At 38.3% G+C, this 22825-nt stretch carries 25 protein-coding genes and 1 riboswitch; of the genes, 11 read left to right on the top strand and 14 right to left on the bottom strand.

Annotation, left to right across the window (positions count from 1 at the left end; all coding sequences use genetic code 11):
- Nucleotides 1-8: 8 nt before the first annotated feature.
- Nucleotides 9-73, bottom strand: a riboswitch (Fluoride riboswitch).
- A gap of 26 nt (nucleotides 74-99) precedes the next feature.
- Nucleotides 100-258 carry a hypothetical protein gene (locus NU09_RS17085; protein WP_165357688.1) on the bottom strand — a complete coding sequence of 53 codons (159 nt, stop codon included), beginning with the start codon at nucleotides 256-258 and terminating at the stop codon, nucleotides 100-102.
- 223 nt (nucleotides 259-481) lie between these two features.
- Between NU09_RS17085 and fumC the strand changes: the two genes are divergently transcribed.
- Together fumC and NU09_RS11445 are read left to right on the top strand one after the other, a co-directional pair.
- Nucleotides 482-1879 carry a class II fumarate hydratase gene (fumC, locus tag NU09_RS11450; protein WP_129751428.1) on the top strand — a complete coding sequence of 466 codons (1398 nt, stop codon included), beginning with the start codon at nucleotides 482-484 and terminating at the stop codon, nucleotides 1877-1879.
- A 105-nt stretch (nucleotides 1880-1984) separates the two neighbouring features.
- Entirely contained in the window at nucleotides 1985-2479 is a 495-nt protein-coding gene (locus NU09_RS11445; protein WP_129751427.1) for a GNAT family N-acetyltransferase, read from the top strand.
- Between the two features lie 2 nt (nucleotides 2480-2481).
- On the opposite strand, the gene NU09_RS11440 is transcribed toward NU09_RS11445, so the two are convergent.
- Complete coding sequence (locus NU09_RS11440) at nucleotides 2482-3186, bottom strand: DUF1003 domain-containing protein (protein WP_129751426.1); 705 nt, start codon at nucleotides 3184-3186, stop codon at nucleotides 2482-2484.
- Between the two features lies 1 nt (nucleotide 3187).
- Nucleotides 3188-4273, bottom strand: a complete 1086-nt coding sequence (corA, locus tag NU09_RS11435; protein WP_129751425.1) for a magnesium/cobalt transporter CorA — start codon at nucleotides 4271-4273, stop codon at nucleotides 3188-3190.
- 67 nt (nucleotides 4274-4340) lie between these two features.
- On the opposite strand from corA, the gene hutI reads away from it, so the two are divergent.
- Nucleotides 4341-5576 carry an imidazolonepropionase gene (gene hutI / locus NU09_RS11430; RefSeq protein ID WP_129751424.1) on the top strand — a complete coding sequence of 412 codons (1236 nt, stop codon included), beginning with the start codon at nucleotides 4341-4343 and terminating at the stop codon, nucleotides 5574-5576.
- A 65-nt stretch (nucleotides 5577-5641) separates the two neighbouring features.
- Here the strand turns inward: hutI and NU09_RS11425 are convergent, their stop codons facing one another.
- A complete protein-coding gene (locus NU09_RS11425; RefSeq protein WP_129751423.1) occupies nucleotides 5642-6517 on the bottom strand; it encodes a hypothetical protein in 876 nt (291 codons plus the stop codon).
- A gap of 106 nt (nucleotides 6518-6623) precedes the next feature.
- Between NU09_RS11425 and NU09_RS11420 the strand changes: the two genes are divergently transcribed.
- The 8 genes from NU09_RS11420 to NU09_RS11385 all read left to right on the top strand — a co-directional run bounded on the left by NU09_RS11420 (nucleotide 6624) and on the right by NU09_RS11385 (nucleotide 12318).
- Nucleotides 6624-7658, top strand: coding sequence for a formimidoylglutamase (locus NU09_RS11420; protein WP_129751422.1), 1035 nt, complete (start codon nucleotides 6624-6626; stop codon nucleotides 7656-7658).
- A 67-nt stretch (nucleotides 7659-7725) separates the two neighbouring features.
- A complete protein-coding gene (locus NU09_RS11415) occupies nucleotides 7726-9012 on the top strand; it encodes a DEAD/DEAH box helicase (RefSeq protein ID WP_129751477.1) in 1287 nt (428 codons plus the stop codon).
- Between the two features lie 45 nt (nucleotides 9013-9057).
- Nucleotides 9058-9489 (top strand): GNAT family N-acetyltransferase, encoded by a 432-nt coding sequence (locus tag NU09_RS11410; RefSeq protein ID WP_129751421.1) that lies wholly within the window; start codon nucleotides 9058-9060, stop codon nucleotides 9487-9489.
- Between the two features lie 80 nt (nucleotides 9490-9569).
- The gene (locus NU09_RS11405; protein WP_129751420.1) at nucleotides 9570-9884 is read left to right on the top strand and encodes a hypothetical protein; all 315 of its coding nucleotides are present in this window, start codon (nucleotides 9570-9572) and stop codon (nucleotides 9882-9884) included.
- A 3-nt stretch (nucleotides 9885-9887) separates the two neighbouring features.
- Nucleotides 9888-10157, top strand: coding sequence for a hypothetical protein (locus NU09_RS11400; RefSeq protein WP_129751419.1), 270 nt, complete (start codon nucleotides 9888-9890; stop codon nucleotides 10155-10157).
- Complete coding sequence (locus NU09_RS11395) at nucleotides 10154-10828, top strand: ATP-binding cassette domain-containing protein (protein WP_129751418.1); 675 nt, start codon at nucleotides 10154-10156, stop codon at nucleotides 10826-10828. The genes NU09_RS11400 and NU09_RS11395 overlap by 4 nt, the downstream gene beginning before the upstream one ends.
- Nucleotides 10829-10830: 2 nt before the next feature.
- Entirely contained in the window at nucleotides 10831-11661 is an 831-nt protein-coding gene (locus tag NU09_RS11390) for an endonuclease/exonuclease/phosphatase family protein (RefSeq protein WP_129751417.1), read from the top strand.
- A gap of 3 nt (nucleotides 11662-11664) precedes the next feature.
- Complete coding sequence (locus NU09_RS11385) at nucleotides 11665-12318, top strand: hypothetical protein (RefSeq protein ID WP_129751416.1); 654 nt, start codon at nucleotides 11665-11667, stop codon at nucleotides 12316-12318.
- Nucleotides 12319-12346: 28 nt separating this feature from the next.
- Here the strand turns inward: NU09_RS11385 and NU09_RS11380 are convergent, their stop codons facing one another.
- The 10 genes from NU09_RS11380 to NU09_RS11335 form a co-directional block, all read right to left on the bottom strand.
- Nucleotides 12347-12799, bottom strand: coding sequence for a protease complex subunit PrcB family protein (locus NU09_RS11380; RefSeq protein ID WP_129751415.1), 453 nt, complete (start codon nucleotides 12797-12799; stop codon nucleotides 12347-12349).
- A 3-nt stretch (nucleotides 12800-12802) separates the two neighbouring features.
- Nucleotides 12803-13933 (bottom strand): N-acetyl-alpha-D-glucosaminyl L-malate synthase BshA, encoded by a 1131-nt coding sequence (bshA, locus tag NU09_RS11375; RefSeq protein WP_129751414.1) that lies wholly within the window; start codon nucleotides 13931-13933, stop codon nucleotides 12803-12805.
- A gap of 92 nt (nucleotides 13934-14025) precedes the next feature.
- A complete protein-coding gene (locus NU09_RS11370) occupies nucleotides 14026-14484 on the bottom strand; it encodes a DUF1801 domain-containing protein (protein WP_129751413.1) in 459 nt (152 codons plus the stop codon).
- A 21-nt stretch (nucleotides 14485-14505) separates the two neighbouring features.
- Complete coding sequence (locus tag NU09_RS11365; protein ID WP_129751412.1) at nucleotides 14506-17409, bottom strand: glycoside hydrolase family 3 N-terminal domain-containing protein; 2904 nt, start codon at nucleotides 17407-17409, stop codon at nucleotides 14506-14508.
- Between the two features lie 84 nt (nucleotides 17410-17493).
- Complete coding sequence (locus NU09_RS11360) at nucleotides 17494-17976, bottom strand: ABC transporter ATPase (RefSeq protein ID WP_129751411.1); 483 nt, start codon at nucleotides 17974-17976, stop codon at nucleotides 17494-17496.
- A gap of 9 nt (nucleotides 17977-17985) precedes the next feature.
- On the bottom strand, nucleotides 17986-18780 hold the full coding sequence (locus tag NU09_RS11355; RefSeq protein ID WP_129751410.1) for a (Fe-S)-binding protein: 795 nt from the start codon (nucleotides 18778-18780) through the stop codon (nucleotides 17986-17988).
- A gap of 7 nt (nucleotides 18781-18787) precedes the next feature.
- A complete protein-coding gene (locus tag NU09_RS11350) occupies nucleotides 18788-19234 on the bottom strand; it encodes a phosphoheptose isomerase (RefSeq protein WP_129751409.1) in 447 nt (148 codons plus the stop codon).
- On the bottom strand, nucleotides 19234-20562 hold the full coding sequence (locus NU09_RS11345; protein ID WP_129751408.1) for a (Fe-S)-binding protein: 1329 nt from the start codon (nucleotides 20560-20562) through the stop codon (nucleotides 19234-19236). Before NU09_RS11345 ends, NU09_RS11350 begins: the two co-directional genes overlap by 1 nt.
- Before the next feature lie 40 nt (nucleotides 20563-20602).
- Nucleotides 20603-21547, bottom strand: a complete 945-nt coding sequence (locus NU09_RS11340; RefSeq protein WP_129751407.1) for an MlaD family protein — start codon at nucleotides 21545-21547, stop codon at nucleotides 20603-20605.
- 70 nt (nucleotides 21548-21617) lie between these two features.
- The gene (locus NU09_RS11335; RefSeq protein ID WP_129751406.1) at nucleotides 21618-22739 is read right to left on the bottom strand and encodes an N-acetylmuramoyl-L-alanine amidase; all 1122 of its coding nucleotides are present in this window, start codon (nucleotides 22737-22739) and stop codon (nucleotides 21618-21620) included.
- Nucleotides 22740-22825: the final 86 nt, after the last annotated feature.

Below are 22825 nucleotides of genomic sequence, written 5' to 3'. Positions count from 1 at the left end.
AATAGCCGTTATTAGTAGAAGTCATCAGCCCGATTAGAGGCGGTTCAAGGCAGACATCATTGCCTGTATACCAAAAAAGCTACCCAAGGCAGCTTTTATTTAGTTTTTTCTGTTATTTCTTTTTTCTTTGATTAACTCAACAGTAGCACCGCCTACCCAGTAAAACACAAAGCTTACAAGGAACATCATTAACCAAAAACCTATTGTAATGATACAAAGGAAAAGTAAGAAACCTAAATATTGTGAAAATTCGAACATGATTGCGTGTTATGTTTATTCTAATTCAGGCCAAAGATAATCTTAAAATTTATTTTGAGCAACACATAAAACCAAAAAACACACAAAATAATTTTGTGAAATCGTTTTCAATACCTAGCGATATTGCTTATTTTTGGCTGGATTTTAAAAACACCTGCACAACATCAGTAGGTTACGTTTTTAAACCGTTAAACAATCAGAATACAATAAATAACACATCAAAATGGAATACAGAATAGAAAAAGACACCATGGGTGAAGTGAAAGTTCCTGCTGACAAGTATTGGGGCGCACAAACCGAACGTTCAAGAAACAACTTTAAGATAGGTACTCCCGGCTCTATGCCAAAAGAAATCGTAGAAGGTTTTGCATACCTTAAAAAAGCAGCTGCTTATGCTAACCACGATTTAGGAGTTCTTTCTGTTGAAAAACGTGATGCTATTGCTCAGGTTTGCGACGAAATACTTGCAGGTAAGCTGGATGACCAGTTCCCTCTTGTAATATGGCAAACAGGTTCTGGAACACAAAGTAACATGAACGTAAATGAGGTTGTTGCTAACAGGGCTCAGGTTCTTGCCGGAGGTAAAATTGGCGAAGGTGAGCCGGTATTAAAAGCTAACGACGATGTAAACAAATCTCAGTCTTCTAACGATACTTACCCTACAGGTATGCACATTGCTGCTTACAAAGCTGTAGTGGAAGTTACTATTCCTGGTGTGGAGAAACTTCGTGATACATTACAAAAGAAATCACAGGAGTTTATGAATGTTGTAAAAATAGGCCGTACACACTTAATGGATGCTACTCCCCTAACTTTAGGCCAGGAGCTTTCAGGTTATGTGGCACAGCTAAACTACGGTTTAAAAGCTGTTAAGAATACTTTAGCTCACCTTTCAGAGGTTGCCCTTGGCGGTACAGCTGTAGGTACAGGACTTAACACTCCTGAAGGATATGACGTAAAAGTAGCTGAGTACATCGCTAAATTTACAGGTCATCCATTTGTAACTGCAGAAAACAAATTTGAGGCATTAGCTGCTCACGATGCAATTGTAGAGACTCACGGCGCTTTAAAACAACTTGCCGTTTCATTAAACAAAATAGCTAACGATATCCGTATGCTGGCTTCTGGTCCGCGTTCAGGTATTGGCGAAATATTAATTCCTGAAAACGAGCCGGGATCATCTATCATGCCTGGTAAAGTTAATCCTACACAGTGTGAGGCACTAACAATGGTTTGTGCTCAGGTTATGGGTAACGATGTGGCTATCACTATTGGTGGTACTCAGGGTCACTACGAACTTAACGTTTTCAAACCTCTTATGGCTGCTAATTTCTTACAATCGGCAAGATTAATTGGTGATGCATGTGTATCTTTTGATGAGCACTGTGCACAGGGTATCGAGCCTAACCACAAACGTATTAAAGAACTTGTAGACAACTCTTTAATGCTTGTAACAGCTCTTAATACTAAAATTGGTTACTACAAAGCAGCAGAAATCGCTCAGACAGCACACAAAAACGGTACAACCCTTAAAGAAGAGGCAGTACGTTTAGGTTATGTTTCTCCAGAGGATTTCGATGCTTGGGTTAAACCGGAAGACATGGTAGGTTCTTTAAAATAAGACATCCTCAACTTTATATAGTAAGCCCCGCAATAGCGGGGCTTTTATTTTTACCAACCCTCCTCGCAACGACAAACCTGTAGGGTTAATTATTATATTTGTTATATGGAAACAACACTGCGCCCTGCCACAACAAACGACCTGGAAGGTATATTGGCAATAGTAAACCACAACATATTATATTCTACCGCATTGTATGATTACAATGTAAAATCTATGGAGTATATGCAACGATGGTTTAAAGAAAAGCAGGAAGCAGGTTGGCCTGTTATTGTTGCTGATATAAAAGGTAAGGTTGCAGGCTATGGCACTTACGGAACTTTCCGCGCCAAAGACGGTTACAAATACACTGTAGAGCATTCTGTTTATGTAAATGAGGAATATCATGGCAAAGGCATAGGAAAAATGCTTTTGGCCAATTTAATTACCCTGGCCGCTAAACAGGGAATGCACAGTATGATTGCCGGCATTGATGCCGAAAATAAGGGTAGTATAGAATTCCATAAAAAATTTGGTTTCCGTGAGGCAGGCCTGTTAAAGGAAGTAGGCTTTAAGTTTAACCGCTGGCTGGATGTAGTATTTATGGAGCTCCATTTATGACCTTAATGTTTTTTCTCCATCCGTTTTAAAATATCATTCATCATATCTATCTGTACCCTTTGTATTTCAATTAGTGACTGCTCCTGATGCAGTATAAGATGATCAAGCTTTTCATGCAGCAATCTTATTTCCAGTTCGCTTTTCAGGTTTATTAAATAATCGTTTTTAGCCCTTTCCCTGTCCTTCTCTTCCTGCCTGTTCTGGCTCATCATAATTACCGGAGCCTGCAAAGCTGCAAGACATGATAAAATAAGGTTAAGCAATATAAACGGATATGGATCGAATCCCTTATTAGTAAGCCAGAATACATTAAGAGCTATCCATCCTAATAGAAATGCCATAAAGGAAATGATAAATGTCCAGCTACCGCCAAAGGTTGCTACCTTATCAGCTACACGCTGTCCTAATGTGTAAGTAGTGTTTTCCTCCTCATCGGCAAGAGTGTTGCTTATGAGTGTTTTTTCATTAAGGGATTCCACCACTTTTTGTTCCATATCTGTAAGCTCACCCATTTGGGTATTCATAAAGTTTGATATGTATTTCTTCCTGTAATGGCTCAGTTCAGAAAGTGAAAGACTGCAGTCCTCATTAAAATCAGGATGATCTTTTTTAATAATGTCCAGTATAGGCTCGCGTACTAATTTTGCTGATACCTTTTCCGAATCCGGGAACTGTCTTTTGGATATGTCACTTACAAACTTTTGCATATTAAAACCACTTCTTACGTTTAAAATAGATTACCATAATTATAGCTAAGGTTACCATTACCCCTAAAGCATAATAGTAGCCGTTTTGATAATGAAGTTCGGGTATATTATCAAAATTCATCCCGTATACACCAACCACAAAGGTCATAGGCATAAATATAACAGAGAAAATGGTAAGCATTTTCATAATCTCATTCATGCGCTGCCCCTGTGCCGAATAATAGAAGTTGGAAGCACTGTCCAGCGAGTTCATATCATACTCAATCTGGTCCAGCAGTTCAAGGCTTTTTTGATGCAGACGTGAAAAGAAAGTATAGGTTGTTTTATTAATAGTTTCATAGTCCTGCTCTTCCTCATCGTTTTTAATATTAAAAAGCGCCTCCCTTAAAGGAGTTATGGAGCGTTTAAGGAAATTAAGGTTTTCCTTTGTCTTTTCAATATCGGCAATAAAATCAGCACGGTGGTCGGTTTTAGCCTGCAGGCTTAAGCGTTCAATACGGTCCTCATACTTTTCAATATTGATAAAAAAGTTCTCCATTATGGCATCGAGCATAAGGTACAACAGGTAGTCGTTTTTCTTTTTTCTTACTACACCTGTTCCGGTACGGATACGTTCTCTTATATGCGAAAAATAATCGCTTTTCTTTTCCTGAAAAGAGATAATCAGATTATCCTTTAATAAAAAACTTATCTGCTCGGTACTGATGTTACCTTCCTCTTCTTCTGGTAATGCCGATTTTACGCTAAAGAACAAAACATCATTACCAAGTTCTTCTATACGTGTTCGCCTCGAGGTATTAAGTATATCGCCAATTATAAAACTTTCCACATGCAGCATCTCTCCTATCTGCTTAATCAGTTCCACATCGTGAAGCCCGTGTATATTAAGCCATCTTATACTTTGAGAATCTACATGATTATTACATTCTTTATGAATGATATCTAAGGGTACTTTTTGGTATTCCTTATATCCGTTTTCATCATAAACAAAAAGCTGCATTTCAACCGGTTCGTTATTATATACTCCCGTATACTCATAATAATTGGGCTGAACTTTGCGTACTTTTCGGTATTTGATTCTTTTCATATCGATTTGTTTCTATAAATATAGGAGTTTTTTAAAATCCATTCTATTTTTACAAAAAGTTTAATTCATGAAGATACTTATTAAGAATATTAAGGAATTGCTGCAGGTAAGAGAGGATGGAATTGAAAAAGTCTCAGGAAAAGACATGGCCGTGCTGCCTTCTTTACAAAATGCTTTTCTTTTAATTGAAAACAACATTATAGCTGATTATGGTTCTATGGAAAAGTGCCCTGATGTTATTGATGCCAATACTATAGATGCTACAGGCAAAACAGTTTTACCTGCCTGGTGCGACAGCCATACCCATATTGTATATGCCGGAAACCGCGAACAGGAATTTGTAGACCGCATTAACGGACTTAGCTATGAAGAGATAGCTTCCCGTGGCGGAGGTATACTTAACTCAGCAAAAAAGCTTAATGAAACTTCAGAAGAAGACCTTTACCTGCAATCCCGCAGCCGCCTTGAAGAGGTTATGCAGCAGGGAACAGGAGCAGTGGAAATTAAATCGGGTTACGGCCTTACTGTAGATGGCGAACTTAAAATGCTTAGGGTTATAAAAAGACTTAGGGAAGAATATCCTGTTGCCATAAAAGCTACTTTTTTAGGCGCACATGCCTTCCCTACTGAATATAAAGAGAATCACAGTGCCTATATAGACCTTATAGTAAAAGAAATGCTACCTAAAATAGCTGAAGAGAAACTGGCCGATTATATTGATGCTTTTCTTGAAACAGGATATTTCTCGGTAGAAGAAACAGAACGCATTATGGAAGCCGGTAAAAAATACGGCCTTCAGGCTAAAATTCACGTTAACCAGTTTACAGCCATTAAAGGTATAGAAGCCTGTGTTAAGCATGATGCCCTAAGTGTAGACCATCTTGAAATTGTAACAGATGAAGATATTGAAGCATTAAAAGGTACTAAAACAATGCCTGTGGCTTTGCCTACCTGTTCATTCTTTATCAGCATTCCGTATACTCCAGCACGCAAAATGATGGAAGCCGGATTACCCCTTGCCCTTGCTACCGACTTTAACCCGGGCACTACCCCATCAGGAAACATGAACCTTGTAGTGGCAACTGCCTGCATAAAAATGAAAATGACTCCGGAAGAAGCCATAAATGCAGCTACCATAAATGGTGCTTATGCTATGGATCTTGCTAAAACCCATGGTAGCATTACAAAAGGAAAAAGGGCTAACCTTATAATTACTAAGCCCCTTACCTCCTATTACCAGCTACCTTATGCTTTTGGCAGTAACCTTATCGATTCGGTTATTATAGAAGGACAAATGATTTAATAATACTGATATAAAAAAGAAAAAGGAGCCAATTGGCTCCTTTTTTATTACAGATATGATTTCTGTTATTTCAAAGTAAATGTAGCGTTAGCCACAAGCTGATCTTTATCAAAAAGATTTACATGGTAAAGACCTTTTTCAAAGTTATCTCCTGAAAGGATTTCGCTTACTATGATAGATTTGTTTTCATAGATAGCATTAGTGATAAAGCTGTAAGTAAGTGTATAGTCACCAAATGTTTCAGTTTGTTTTTCACCAAGAACATTATTTTTGCTGTCTATAACCTGTACGTAGAACATTCTGTTACCTGTTTGAGCCACTTCGTTAGCTGCAATGGTAAAAGTTATTTTAAGTTTGTCTACACGTCTTGCTTTATCAGTAGCAACAAGTTTTCCTGAACTTCTCTCTTTAAACGCCTCAGCTTTAAGGTTAACAATAGAAAGTTTAGATGCTTTTTCTACAGTTTTGCTAAGTTTTTCGTTTTGAGAAACAAGAGTGTCATTGTATTTTCTTGTATCATCAAGAACTACAATAGTGCTGTCACGCTCCATAGTAAGAGACTGGTTTTCTTCAGTCAGCCTTTTGTTCTCGGCAATAAGATTATCCATTTCACGCTTCAATCTAAAATAATCGTTTTTGTATTTCTGTAAAGAAGCATTATCGCCTTTAGATTTTTTAAGCTGTGCAATTAAATCATCGATGTTTGCCTTCGCTGTTTCAATTTGGGCTTTAATGTCTGCATTCTCTGCTACAACATTTTCATACCTGGCTTTTTCAGCTTCAAGATCAGCAATAAGACCATCTTTTTCCGAAATGTACTGTTTCTCAGTAGCCTCATTATCTGTACTCATTTTGTACATGTACGCAAGGCTGCCAACTAGTAGTATGGATAGTACTACTATAATCGCTTTTAAACTAGAATTACTTTTTTGTTGTTCCATTATTTATTAAATTGTTTTTGCCAAATTTATACATATTTTAATTCTATGATTGCTTTTTAACGAAATTTTATAGGAAAATAGTATTTTTGAATCGCATAATAATCGTATGGAAAATATAATAAAGTTCACAGAAACAGACTTATCAAAATATACTTCGCACAGAAGCGGGGAAATAAAATTTGGTGAGAGAATACTTACCATCCCTAAAGAGGAGAAAACTTTTGAATACCTGAAGTCGGCAGAGGCAGACTTTGTGCTTTTAGGTGTTCCTGAAGATCTTGGAGTAAGGGCAAATTTTGGAAGACCCGGTGCAGATACAGCATGGGAAACTGCCATAAAAGCAATAGTTAACCTTCAACATAACAAGTTTTGTAAAGGTAACCGTTTGCTTATTTTAGGACATATAGATGTTTCGGGTATCATGAAAGAAGCCGAAGCACTTGATGTAACCGTTAAGGAAGACAGAAAACAACTTTCGCTACTTGTAGAAAAAGTTGACAAGGAGGTGTCTCATATTGTAGCAAAAATTATCTCTGCGGGAAAAACTCCTATTATTATAGGTGGCGGGCATAACAATGCTTATGGTAATATTAAAGGTGCCGCACTGGCAAAAGGCAAGCCCGTTAATGCAATTAACTTTGATGCCCATACCGATTTCCGACAGCTTGAAGGACGACACAGTGGGAACGGATTTTCTTACGCAATGGAAGAAGGCTTCCTTAAAAAGTATTTTATTTTCGGGCTACATGAAAACTACGCCTCAAAAGGTGTAATGGAAAATATTAAAAAACTTAGCGAACGTATACGTTATAATACCTATGAGCAGATTGCCATAAGAAAGGAAAGAAGCTTTAGCGATGAAATGGCACATGCTTTAGGATATATAGAAGATGAGTATTTTGGTATAGAAATAGACCTTGACTCCCTGCCTAACGTAGCCAGTAGTGCCATGACGCCAAGCGGTTTTAGTATTGAGAAAGTAAGGCAGTTTATTCATTACTTCGGGAAAAACAAAAATACTGCTTATCTGCACCTTTGTGAAGGAGCGCCGGCTCTGGACAACGACAAGAACAGCCACCTTACGGGTAAGCTTATAGCCTATCTTGTAACCGATTTTATTAAAGCTAAAGGCGGAGAATAGCACTAATTTATTTTAACGTACCTTTGCAACCTGCCTGGTTAACTAAACCGGGCATAATGTGTTTATGATGAAATTTGAAGATCTTAATTTACTTAAGAACATACAGCAGGCCCTTGCAGATGAAGGGTATGAAAATCCTACTCCAATACAGGAGCAGGCTATTCCGGTTATTCTGGAAGAAAATGATCTTGTGGGTTGCGCACAAACCGGTACAGGTAAAACTGCAGCATTCGCCATCCCTATGCTTAATATATTACACCGCATAGTAGGCTCGGCAAAAAAGAGAAAACTTATCAGGGCACTTGTTGTTACCCCTACCCGCGAACTTGCATTACAGGTTGGTGAAAGCTTCGATACTTACGGTAAATACACAAACATACGTCAGGTAACTATTTTTGGCGGAGTTAACCAGACTCCGCAGGTAGATCAGCTTAAAAAAGGGGTTGATATTCTTATCGCTACTCCGGGAAGGCTTTTAGACCTGCATAAACAGGGATTTGTAGATTTAGACCACCTGCACTTTTTAGTGCTTGATGAAGCCGACCAGATGCTGGACATGGGCTTTATTAATGATGTAAAGAAGATTATTAAGCTTACTCCGGATAACAGGCAAACATTACTGTTTTCGGCTACGATGCCTTTACCTATACGTGAACTGGCAGATACTTTTTTAACCAATCCTAAGTATGTTTCGGTAACACCTATATCATCAACTGCCGAAAAGGTAAAGCAACAGTTGTATCTTGTAGACAAAGCCGATAAACGTAAGCTGTTGTATCACCTTATACGCAACGAAAACCTTAAGAATGTACTGGTATTTACACGTACCAAACATGGTGCGGACAATGTGGTTAAGGCACTAAAGAAAAACGGTGTTGAAGCAGGCGCAATACATGGTGACAAGTCACAAAGTGCAAGACAACGTATGTTAGATGCCTTTAAAAATAAAGAGATATCTGTACTGGTAGCAACAGATATTGCTGCAAGGGGTATTGATATAGAAAGCTTGCCTTATGTGGTGAACTTTGACCTGCCTAACATACCTGAAACCTATGTACACCGTATTGGGCGTACAGGACGTGCGGGTAACTCAGGACTGGCAATATCTTTTTGCGGACGCGATGAACTTCCTTACCTTAAGGATATAGAAAAGCTTATCCGCATGAAGCTTAAGGTTATGGAAGAACATCCTTATCCGTTTACCGAGCAGGATAAAGAAAACAAACCTGAAGGACAAAAACCTGATTTAAGGAACAAAAATAAAAATGCCCGAAGCGGCAAATCAAAGCCGGGAGGAAAATCTAACTCAAGAAAATCTGAGGCTTCAAAGAAAAAGAAAAAACGCTGGTATTAACCAGCGTTTTTTTGTTTACATTTGAGACACTAATCACCTGAAACTATGACTACAAGGTTTGCCACACAAGAAGATGTCAGGGTTGTTTACGGGTTTATAAACGAGCTCGAAAACACAGTTTTTGATTATGATACTTTTGAAAAGTATTACTTTGAAAACCTTGAAAACAAAAACAATATCTATCTGGTAGCTACAGATACCGTTAAAAATGTAATTGGCTTTTGCAGCTCCCATGGGCAAATACTGTTGCACCATCAATGTATGGTTTTTGAGATTCAGGAACTATTTATAGCTACCGATTATCGAGACAGAAAAGTAGGTCGTTTTCTTTTGCAGGCACTTGAAGATATATTAAAGCAACAAGGACACGAACTGCTTGAGGTAACCTCTAACAAAAGAAGAACAGAAGCACATCGCTTTTACATTAATAACGGTTTTGCAGAGAGTCACTTTAAATTCACCAAAAAGCTTGGCTAGCCTGTAATTTTAATTTTTTAACACGGGATAATTGCAGTAATATAGTAAATTTGACTACCAACTATAAAAAAATTACTGTTATGAAACCCACATACCATTATGCTACGGTATTAAAAGCTATTGAAGAATTAAGACAAAAAGGATTTACCGAAGATTTTAACCTGCATGAAAACTGTCTGGTTTGCAGTTCCGGTAAATTTGAAGCTGAGGATTTTGAAATTTCCCATATTTATTACTACGAAGGTGAGAGTAATCCTGATGATGAGGCTACTGTTTATGGTATAGAATCCAAAAGCGGTACAAAAGGGATTTTAGTTACCGGAGACGAACAGGATATAGACCCTATGTCGCAAAGAATAGTAGATAAACTTTTGGTAAGCCGTAAACGCGACTAAACTATGAGGGCTTACTGGAGTTTTTTTTTCAGGGTAAACCTCTTTAACGTTATTGCCAGTGCCATTGCATCTGTCAATATGATTATATGGTTTCCTGTACTGTTATGTACTTTTGGACTGGCAGTAGGCTTTTATGGCTTTTACTATTTTTATAAAAACGAATTTTATTTATACCATAACCTGGGGTTTAGCAAATTAAAACTGGGAGTAATGACATTTGCCATAAATGCTGCCATTGCCCTACCCCTGCTTATTATTATATCATTATTGTGAAACAAAGCCTTTCTGCAACCGGAATAATAAAAACGTTTGGTAATAAAACGGTGCTGGACAACGCTTATATACGTTGTGAAACCGGAGAAATTACAGGTATCTTTGGGCGTAATGGCTGTGGCAAATCGACCATACTTAAAGTTATTTTTGGAACTCAGAAAGCCGAAAGTGTTTCTCTAAGCATTGATGGTAAGCACTACTCCCCTAAAGAAATTATTGCCAAACAAAAAATAGCCTATTTACCTCAGTACCCTTTCCTTCCAAAGAACAAGACCGTTAAAAATGTTATTCCTATAGTTCTTGAAAAAGGAAGCCTGCAGGATAAACTTTTATATCTACCTGAAATTAATAAACTTGCCGACAGGAAGGTAGGCGAACTTTCTATGGGACAACTACGTTACCTGGAGCTGTTACTAATATCCCATTTGCCGCACCCTTTCCTAATGCTCGATGAACCTTTTTCTATGGTAGAGCCTTTGTACAAAGAGAAAATAAAAGAGTTTTTACTAAAACTGAAGAAAGAGAAAGGCATAATAATAACAGATCATTATTATGTTGATGTGCTTGAGGTTAGTGATAAAAACATGTTACTTAAAAACGGAAAAATAATACCTATTGATAATTCACAGGAACTGGTAACGCACGGTTACCTGACAAGTGTAAATGTTTAACTATGAAAAAAATTGTTTTAATGGCCTTAGGGCTGTTTGCTTTTAATGCAAAAGCACAGGATGTAAAAGTTATGACCTACAACATCAGACTGGATGTAGCAAGCGATGGTGAAAACCGTTGGGATAACAGGAAAGAGATGCTTGCCAAACAGGTACAGTTTTATGAGCCCGATTTTATGGGGGTTCAGGAGGCGCTGCCTAACCAGATGAAATATCTTGGCGAGGCATTAACAGATTACGACCATGTTGGTGTAGGTCGTGATGACGGGAAAGACAAAGGTGAATTTTCGGCAATCTTCTATAACAAGACAAAATACAAAATGCTGGAAAACCATACTTTTTGGTTATCTGAAACGCCAAATATACCTTCTAAAGGCTGGGATGCTGCCTATAACCGTGTTTGTACTTACGGGCTTTTTGAAAACCACAAGACCAAACAAAAAATATGGGTATTCAACACACACTTTGACCATGTAGGCAATTTGGCGAGACAAAACAGCGTTAAGCTTATAACCGACAAGATTAAAGAAGTAAATAAGGATGATTTTCCGTTTGTGGTAACAGGAGATTTTAACCTGGAAGAAAACACGGAAAGTATAAAAGCAATGTCGGCAGAACTGAACGATTCCAAAAAGACAGCTCAGTTTGTGTTTGGCCCAGACGGTACGTTTAACGCCTTTGAGTTTCATAAACCCGTAACAACAAGGATAGACTACATATTTACAGCCAAAAAGAAAATGAAGGTTTTAAAATATGCCGTTTTAAGCGACTCTAAAGACTGTAGGTACCCGTCAGACCATTTGCCGGTTTATGTGGAGCTAAAAGTTAAATAAAGCATGAAAAAACTATTATTCATAGGAGTTTTATTTATTATTTCCTGCAAGGAAAGTACTGCTCCTGTGGATAATAGTACAATGTATTATACAATAGAGGCACAAAGGCAGCTATACGAAATTGAATATAAAAAGAATGCAAAAAAACTTCATGAAAAGGATTCCTCTGCTGATATAATACCTACTATTCCTTTAATATATGATAACCAATATTATTCAAACTATAATTTTATAATTGATTCGCTAAATCATATATACTATTTTTATCATTCACGGGCTTATGAGCCTGTTTTTTGTGGAACAGGTATGGAGTTTGGGCCATTCCCTGCCCCATACATAAAACTTTATCCTAAAGATATTATTCATATACCGGATAGTGATTTTGAAACCTTTTTCAGATCAAGGGTTATGGACTCCATAAAACCTAAAGAGTCTATACTTATTTATATCGGTTCACAAAAGGACTCTTTCAAGTCTCCTCAAATAGATAAACTTTATAATATTTTTAATACAGATCACTATTACAGGGCTATTGTATGTCGCAAAACTACAGAACAGGAAGATGTATTGTTACAATACAAGAAAAGCGGTAAATATTATAATCCTGATGAAATAAAATGGGATTCAACCAAAACTGATATTAAATCTATAAAATAAAAAATCCCGACTTTATCGGGATTTTTATTTATTCAAAAGTAACTTTATCTGTTTTTGTAATTGTTGCTATGCAGTAAGGCTGTGTAAGGGCCATTGTAACTGTTTCCCCTTCTCGGGGTTTGGTAGTTTTTACTTTTACAAAAGCGGTCTTGTTTTCAATCTTTACATTATCTATACTTATACTGTATCCCCCACTCGATTTTTGCCCCATAAATAAGGCTACAACATTATTATCGCTAAAATCAACTGTTGGTACACTTTCAATGTTAAGCTCCCTGTACAGTTCATCAAGTCGTTCCTGAGAGGTGATAACTTCATTAAAAGCAGTCTCATGTCCTCCATAACCGCTTTGGGTTAATATTTCATAATTGTTTGCCATAGCTGATTTTCCTGGTTGGCCGGGTTTACCGTCTTCACCTTTCTGATGAGTTACACAACTCACAAGTAAAAACAGTATTGATAATAATGCTAATCTTTTCATAGTCTATTTTTGTTTTAAGGCTTTACGGTATAGTTTCTCATATAAAGGTACAACATTTTGTATATCAAACTCCTGTGCCACTTTAAGAGCGTTGTTTTTAAATTGTAAAAGTACTTTGTCGTCTTGCAGAATAGAAATTGCCCTCTTAGCCATTGTTTCCACATCACCTACATTAGCCAGATAACCCGAGTAGCCTTCTCTGTTAACCTCAGGAAGACCACCTGTATTACTTGATATTACAGGTACACCGTTAGACATGGCTTCCAGTGCGGCAAGCCCAAAACTTTCGGTTTCAGACGGTAAAAGGAATAAATCGGTAAAACAAAGTATCTCGTTAATCTCGCTACTGTTACCAAAGAAGATAACCTTATCGGCTAGGCCTAACTGATCACAAAGCTTTTCTGCAGGTTCTTTTTCAGGTCCGTCTCCTACCAGCATAAGCTTGGCAGGCATAACCTTTTGTATCTCATAAAAAATCTTAATCACATCCGGTATGCGTTTAACCTTACGGAAGTTACTGATGTGTGTAATGATCTTTTGGGTTTCGGTAGCCATCATAGAGCGGTGGCATGGGGAGTTTTCCTCTATTTTCTTTTTATCAACCTCGATAAAGTTAGGTATAACCTCTATATCCCTTTTAATGTCAAAAAGTTTATAGGTATCGTCTTTTAAAGCCTGGGATACCGATGTTACCACATCACTATGGTTAATACTGAAACTTACAGCCGGTTTATAAAAAGGGTGATTACCCACAAGGGTAATATCTGTACCGTGAAGCGTGGTTACCATTGGAATTTTAATTCCCTGCTCCTTCAGCATTTTCTTAGCCATATAACCGGCGTAGGCATGCGGAATTGCATAATGTACATGCAGCAGTTCTATACCATGCAGTTTAACCATATCTACCAGTTTACTGGAAAGGGCTAGCTCATAAGGTTGGTAATGAAATAAAGGATATTCCGGAACGTGTACTTCGTGGTAATGTAAATTGGGGTTTAATAAGGCGAGACGCACGGGCTGGCTATACGTAATAAAGTGTATTTCGTGACCGCGGCGTGCCAGTTCCAATCCCAGTTCGGTAGCGACAACACCACTACCGCCAAAGGTTGGATAACATACTATTGCGATTTTCATAAAAGACTAAATAAGTATAACGAAATTAAATAAAAAAAACGGGCTGCCCCGTTTTTATCCTGAAATTAACGTAATAATTACCTTATAAAAAATTATTTGGCTTTTAGGTTCGATTCATATAAATCAATCCACTGTTGTGGTGTCATTTTCGAAACCAGTTCACCTATAAGCTCATACGGAATAGCCTCGGGCTTTTTAAAACGCACACAGCTTTTTCCCATATCCAGTTTTGTTTTGCTATGTTTAGGGTATTCGCTTACAAACCAGTCATGAAGTTCCTTATCGGCATAAACACCCATATGATAAAGGGCAACAAAATTCTTTTGGGAACCAATGCTTAGAAAAGGCAACGGAGTCTTAGGATCACAATGGTAACCTGCAGGATAAGTACTGTGTGGTATTGACCAGCTCAGCATACCATATCCCGTGCCTTCCTGAAAGCCTTTCGGCAGATTACTGTTAATAGTATCACGCAGTTTTTCTATATACGGCCTTCTTTCTTCGGGTATGGCCTCCATATATTCTTCTGGAGTATTTACATGGTACTGCATAATTATGTGTTTTAGTAGTTACTAATTTTGAATAATAGACTCCTGAATAACCTTTTGTATATCCTCCCTTATGTTCTCTTTAGAGAGTTTATTTTCGGTAGCTTCAGGATATGTCCTGTTAGACAGGAACACATATACTACGCCCGTAGCAGGGTCTGCCCATGCCATGGTGCCTGTAAAGCCTGTATGTCCAAAACTCGATTTGGAAACACAGTCACAAGTTGGCCCAGGGTTTTCAATCTGAGGTTTGTCTAAACCAAGCCCTCTCCTGTTTCCGTCTTCACATCCGTAGCAGGTATTAAAGATATCAAAAGTTTGCTGAGTAAAAAACCTGTGTCCGCCATATTCTCCCCCGTTAAGGTACATCTGCATAATTTTGGCCACATCCATACTGTTAGAGAAAAGTCCGGCATGTCCTGCCACACCATCTTCCATCGCGGCAGCCATATCGTGTACATATCCCTGTATTACCTGATAACGGTAGTAGTTATCTATCTCTGTAGGCGGGATGATACTCATATCCCATTTGCGTAACGGGTTGTAAGTAGTATGTGCAGCACCAAGCGGTTTGTAGAACTCTTCGTCACTTAAAACATCAAGCGGTTTGCCTTTAACCCTTTCCAGATATTCCTTAAGAAGGATAAAGGTAAAATCGCTGTAGCGGTATTGCTTTTTAGGCAATAGCTTGCTGTCTGCAATTCGTTTTACAATCGTATCCGGATAATCCTTTCTCAGAAAAAGCATTTCTGCTACCTGAAGCGGGAACTCCGGCTCATAATGATCTCTGTAATATTTTTCAGAAGGGTGTTTCGTACTGTCAAGCGTTGCTACATAAAACGGCATCCACGGCTGGAATCGCGCCTGATGCAAAAGCATATCCTTAAGTATAATATCCTTCTTATCGGTATTCTTGAATTCGCTAAGCATGCTGCCTAACTTCGTATCCATTTTTAGCTTACCGTGCTCATACATCTGCATAACATGTGGTAATGTGGATAATACTTTAGTAAGCGAAGCAACATCATAAATATCTGAATTGGTTACAGGAGTTTCCTTCTCATAAGTATGATAACCAAACGACTTTTGGTACACCACCTTACCGTTACGTGCCACAAGTACCTGCATACCCGGTGTCATTTTACCATCTATGGCTTTTTGTGCCAGCAGGTCTATTTGTGTTAGCTTTGCAGCATCCATACCTGCATTGCCCGGAGTAGTAAATGCAAGCCTTCCTGTAGTTTCGGTTTCAATACCCGTATTTACCGTAAACGAATTATTTATAGATACAGGCAGCTTTCCTTTAGAGCCTAATGCACCAAAGATAACCTCTGCGGCAACTGTCGAGGCAATTGCATTATTTTGGTAGGCCAGGACAACGCTTTTTATATTGGTAAAATCCTTAATCTGCATAAGCGCATAAGGCTTAACAAAAGCAGCAAGTATAACAGGTTTTATTTTAGCAATAGCTGATATCCACTCCAGTTCGGCATCTGTAAAATTATGGTTCTTCCAGGCACCGTCTGCCTTATGGAAACCAATAATAACCTTGGTAAAATCCTTAAGCTTTTCCTTATATAACGGAAGTGTTTGTTCCTCCAATACAGTAACATCGGCATAAGACTGTAGCTTCTCTACAAAGTCTGTATTATCGGCATCGCCCATTTTTATATAGGCTATCTTCTCGTTAACCAGACTACGGATAGGCAATGTTGTATTATCGTTCTTTATAACCGTAACCGCATTTTCATACAGCTTGTAATTAAGGTCGTCATAGATGTATTCGTTAAGATCTGAATACAAATGGGTAATATCAATAGGTTTGTACTTATTAAGTCCTGCCCTGTATTTATAAGCCAGTATCTTTTTTACCGAGTAAGCCAAACGTTCTTCTGTAAGTACGTTTTGAGCGTAAGCTTCCCTAAATTTTTCGATAGCCACAGGCACATTCTCTGCAAAAAGCAAAACATCATTTCCTGCCAAAAATGCCTCAAGGTCTATTTCTCCCGGCTGCATATAGTTACTGGCTCCTTTCATGTTTAGCGCATCAGTAAAAATAAGTCCGTCATAACCCATTTCTCCCTTAACAATATTGGTTACAACATTATAGGAAAGTGATGTAGGATAATTTTCGGTAGGTTCTATACTGGGTACGTTAAGGTGTGCCACCATTATACTGGCAAGCCCTTCGTTAAATAGTTTTTTATACGGATAGAATTCCAAATCTTCCAGTCTCTGTGTAGTAAACGGAAGGTATGGTAATGAATAATGCGAATCGGTAGCCGTGTCACCATGTCCGGGAAAGTGTTTTCCGGTAGCATATACACCCTGACTCTGCAGTCCTTTCATTAAAGCAAGTGCTCTTTCGGTAACGTTTACTTTATCTTCACCAAAAGAACGGTTACCGATAATAGGATTTTTAGGATTTACGTTCACATCCAGAACAGGGGCAAAATTAAACTGTATGCCCATCCTTTTAGACTGCATGGCCATCTGCTCGCCCATAGTCTCAATAAGACGCATATCCTGAATAGCTCCTAGCGTCATATTCCACGGATAGCGATAAGTAGAATCCAAACGCATACTAAGTCCCCACTCACCATCTATACCTATAAACAAAGGCGTTTTTGCCTGTGACTGATAACGGTTGGTTAGCTTAGCCTGTCTAACTGGACCACCCTGAAAGAATATCAGCCCACCCACTTTGTAATCCCTAACAAGTTTATCAACTTCCTGTACATGTGCAGCATCCTTATTAGAGTATGCCGCTACCATAAACAGTTGCCCTACCCTTTCCTCAAAGCTTAATGAATTATAAATACTATCGGTCCATTTGCGTTCGGCCGGAGTTTTATAATTATTAAAGGGTGCCTGCTGTGCAAATACACACTGCACTAAAAGAAGAAAGAATATCGCGTATAACCTCATTAAATCTCTTGTTTTTTTAAAAAATAAAATCATCACTATACAAGGCGTAGAATGATGATCTTACATATTGTTATTCTGCCTCTTTTAAAAGAAGCGGCTATGCCAGCTCTCACCTGCAGGTACCTCCCAATAATCCTGCCATTCTCCTATTGTATTGACAAGATTATTAAAAACTACCGTATTTGCAGAAACGGCTTTTTCTTTTGCCATTTTCCTGAACTCAATAAGCGTTTTGTGTGCAATGTGCTCACCATTCTTAAAGGTTACATTCATTTTATCAAGCAGGTCTACATTATATTTCTTTTCCAGCTCCTGAATAAAATGCACCGATGCATCTATAGAGCAGCCTGTAGCCGACTGGGTATCCTGATTAACAGCCAGTATAATAAACCTGCTGTATTTTATCTGATAAGAAGCTTCAAGGCCTGTGCCGTGAGCTGCCCAGTTTTCGACAAAGCCTTTAAGTGCTTCATCAATTTCGGAAATCTCTTCATCAGAGAATTTCCTGTTTGACTGATAGATCCATATTCTGGATTCTTCAGGCAATGTATCAAAGGGAACGTACATAATTAATTTTTATAAATCCTTAGCGTTGGCAATAAGTTCTGCCACATCCATTACTTTAACGTCCGCTTCCCTGTTCTTAGCTTTAACACCGTCTGTTAGCATGGTATTACAAAACGGACAACCTGCCGCAATAATTTCCGGCTGGGTTTCAAGGGCATCTTCTGTCCTTTCCACATTTACGTCCTTATTACCCGGCTCCGGCTCTTTAAACATCTGTGCGCCTCCGGCACCACAGCAAAGTCCGTTTCTACGGGAACGTTTCATTTCTACTAACTCGGCATCCAGCTTTTCAATAAGGTCACGCGGAGCTTCATATACATTATTAGCCCTGCCCAGGTAACACGGGTCATGAAAAGTAATTTTCTTACCCTTAAACTGGCCTCCTTCAATGGTTAACCTGCCGTCATCTAATAATGACTTAAGGAACTCTGTATGGTGAACCACTTCATATTTACCTCCTAAACCGGGATATTCATTTTTTATGGTATTAAAACAGTGCGGGCATGCAGTAACAATTTTCTTAACCTCATATCCGTTAAGAACCTCAATGTTCATCATTGCCTGCATTTGGAATAAAAACTCGTTACCGGCCCTTTTAGCAGGGTCTCCGGTACAGCTTTCTTCAGTACCTAATACTGCAAACGAAACATTTGCCTGATTAAGTATTTTCACAAATGCTTTAGTGATTTTTTTTGCCCTGTCGTCAAAACTGCCCGAGCATCCTACCCAAAATAATACTTCAGGCTGTTTGCCCTGTGCCAGCATTTCGGCCATTGTAGGCACTGTTAAATTTTCCTGACTCATAATATCTTTATTCGTGCTTACCATCATCAAAAACCTGGATGGTAACTTCTTTTTCTATTAAATCTGTAAATTGTCCTCTGTAACGTGTGGCCTTAACAAGGTGATTGTCTATCCAGTGATAGTTACCCCCTCTTGGCTTACCCATAAGCATACCGTGGTATTTAAAGCCGTGCTTTTTAAGCCATTCTTCTGTTACTGCACGGTGCTCTTCTGTGCGTGATGTAAAGAAGAAGATAACATGACCTTCGTCAAACCATCTATTAAGCGTAGCCAATGCATCAGGGTATACCTCGGCAGTAGCCATCCTTTCCGGTTCTTCGTTAGGGATATCGTCACAAATGGTACCGTCTATATCTATAAGGTAGTTTTTTATTCCCGGAGGAAGTACCGGACTCAAATGCTCACCATTTACAGTAAGTGGCAATAAATTTTTATCTATATCCTCTTTTTTCATTATGCTTCGTCTTTCCAGTTTAACCTATCCATTTGATTGTACTGCCAAGGCGCACCGTTGTTCTCAACATTTGTCATCATATTGTTAAGCTCAGTAGGTGCAGCACTCTGCTCCATTACAAGATACCTTCTCATATCCATAATGATAGAAAGAGGATCTATGTTTACAGGGCAGGCTTCCACACAACCGTTACAGCTTGTACATGCCCATAGCTCTTCGGGAGTGATGTAGTCGTTAAGTAACGATTTGCCATCGTCTACAAACACACCTTTATTTGCATCTATGTTCTTACCCACCTCTTCAAGTCTGTCGCGGGTATCCATCATAATCTTTCTTGGGGAAAGTTTTTTACCTGTAAGATTAGCAGGGCATGAGGATGTACATCTGCCACACTCAGTACAGGTATAAGCATTCATTAACTGAACCCAGTTAAGATCCTGAACATCGCTGGCACCAAACTTAGCAGGTATCTCTGCAGCATCGGCAGCAGGTGCAGCAAACGGATCGGCATTTGGATCCATCATCAGTTTAACCTCATTTGTAACCGACTCAAGGTTATCAAACTGCCCTTTAGGCTTAAGGTTCGCATAATAAGTATTAGGGAATGCCAACAGTATGTGTAAGTGCTTAGAGAAATACAGGTAATTCATAAATATAAGTATACCTATAATGTGCATCCACCATGTAGCACGTTCTATAATCATTACCGTGCCTTCACTCATACCGTTAAACAACGGCTCAATGAACTGAGATACAGGAAATGCCCCTGCCCTTACAAAATGCTCTGCTCCTGCCATCTGTAAATGGTAATCTGCAGCATTCATGGTAAGGAACAGTAACATAAGTACCGTTTCAAAATAAAGGATAATATTAGCATCGCTCTTAGGCCAGCCTTTAAGGTCACCATGAGCAAAACGCCATAACCTTATAATATTTCTTCTTATATAGAAAATAGCAACAGAAACAATAACACCAAGTGCTAAAACCTCAAAAAAGCCAATAAGCACATTATAGAAGCCTCCCATAAAAGAGAAAAGCCTGTGGGTACCAAAAACACCGTCTATAATAATTTCTAAAAGCTCTATATTAATAACAACAAAACCTACATATACTATAATGTGTAATATACCCGCAACCGGCCTTCTAACCATTTTAGACTGACCCAAAGCAATCATTGTCATGTTAGCCCAACGCTCTTTAGGATTATCATTGCGGTCTATATCCCTGCCCAGCTTTATATTTCTTATCAGCTTTTTAATGTTAAGCGCAAAATATCCAAAACCTGCGGCAAGTATAATTACAAAAAGTATATTGTCTATGTAGCTCATGTTATAGGAGGTGATTAGTTCCTTTTAATACTATTACTAGTTACTTTTTTTCTTCTACGTAAGGTGTTCCTTTTTTACCGAAAACCGAGAAATGTACATAACGTTTCGGGTTGTTCTTAAAGTCGGCAAGCAGTTCTTTAAGTTCGTTGGAAGCATCTGTAAGGTTGTTATACATCGCTTCATCTTTCATCAATTTACCTAATGTACCTTTACCTTGCTGTACGTCTCCCAGTATCTGGTCTACACTGGCAAGCGAGTTTTCAAGTTTTCTAACTGTTTCGGCAAGGTTAACCTTATTAAGTGAATCTGAAATCTGGGCAAAATTTCCTGATGCGGTTTCTAAATTAGTAAGTGTACCGTCTATTTTAGACTTGTTTGAAGCAAGTATACCGTTTAACGAACGGGAAGCCTGATTGAACTGCCCCATTGTTTCTTTCATATCTGCTATGGCCTGTCTCAGGTTTTCCTGAGTTTTCATATCCATAACATTATTGATGCTTCTTAAAAGGCTGTCTGCACTTACAACAGTTGATTCCACTTTATTCTTTAATGGCGCCAGTTGTTGTGCAACCATATCTACAGTTCCCGGTTTAGAGCCTGCAGTAAGAACTTCTCCGTTTTCGGCAGCTACAGGATTTTTCATATCCGGTATAATTTCAATTTGTTTACCCCCAAGTAAATCCGGAGAATATAAAGTTGCCAAACTTGTTTTTGAAATAGGAAAATCGGTATCAACCTGCATTTCAACACGTAGCTTTCCGCTCTGCATATCAACAAAGCTTATATCTGTAACCTGCCCTATTACAAGACCGTTTATAGTTACAGGAGCAGAATGTGAAAGGCCTTCCACATTATCATAAACTACGTAAAATGTTTTGTAAGAATTAAATAAATCCTTACCTCTTAAAAACATATAGCCCCATATAAATACCAAAATAGCACCTATAACCAAAATGGCTGTTTTAACTTCTCTTGTTACTTTCAAAATTGATTATTTTAATAAAAACAAATGTAGGACAAATAAATAATTTTATTGTGAATATTATTTTAAAGGTTTACTTACCCTTTAAAGCTTCATTTACAGAAATTTTCTTACCATTTTTAAATGCTACTACAAACGCATCCTTGTAACCCTTGGCCTTTGCCTCCGATAAAAGGTTTTGTGCCTCATTATAATCAGACACTTCTCCGTAGTAATATTTAACAACCTTGCCGTCTTTTTCTTTACTTATATTATTAAGTCCTTTAAAATTAGAAGGGGTTGTGGCAAGGTCACTGCTTCCGGCAGCAATCTGTACTTTAAATACAGCTCCGTCTTTAGCTGTTTGTGCAGCAGGAGACTCTTTTGGTGTTTCAGTTTTTGGAGTGGTAGTTTCCGCAGGCTTTACATAACCGCTTATAGAACTAAGTGGTGTAAAGTTTTCTTTTTTAAACTCTATAATACCTCTGGCTACAGCCTCGGCAAGTTCGGTTTTACCTTTTTCTGAGTTTAGGTACTCCCCTTCGCTCTTAAAGGAAAGGAAACCAAGTTCTATAAGTATACCCGGCATGGCTACACCGTGTAGTACCCAAAAAGGTGCATCTTTAACACCTCTGTCATTTCTTTTCAAATCTTTTGCAAGTCCGTGCTGAACTTTTACTGCTGCAGCAAAGCTCTCCCCTCTGTACTCTTCCTGCATAAGCTGGAATTTAAGTAAGCTCTCCGGTTTGTTAGGATCAAAACCTGCATAACTGGTCTTATCGTCTTCCAGTTCCCACACGGCATTTTCCATTTTTGCAACCTCAAGATTAGATGCATTTTTGGTTAAACCCATTATAAAGGTCTCCGCCCCGTGTGCAGTTTTCTTGGTTTCTGCATTACAGTGTATAGACACAAAAAGATTGGCATCTGCCTTATTGGCAATTTTCGGCCTCTCCTTAAGCTCAATAAAAACGTCTGTCTTTCTTGTATATATTACCTGGATATCACTTTCCTTCTCAAGTATTTTACCTACTCTAAGGGTAACATCCAGCGCTATATTCTTCTCTATAAAACCATTATACATAGCACCGTAATCCTTACCGCCATGCCCGGCATCAAGAACTACTTTGAATTTCCCGCTGTCCTGGCCAAACGATACCGTAAAAACCATTAAGAACAGTAATAATCTCAGCTTTTTTTTCGTATTCCCTTTCATTATCATCTTGTTATTGTTCAGCTTATGTTTATAATAAGATTTAGCAATTATTTTTGGCAAAATTATTGTATGTTTGACACTTCAAA

This window comes from Flavobacterium beibuense (genome assembly GCF_004151245.1).
In the GTDB taxonomy this organism is placed as follows: domain Bacteria; phylum Bacteroidota; class Bacteroidia; order Flavobacteriales; family Flavobacteriaceae; genus Flavobacterium; species Flavobacterium beibuense_A.
Note: the sequence above shows the minus strand (reverse complement) of the source record. Positions and strands in the feature narration are given on the sequence as shown.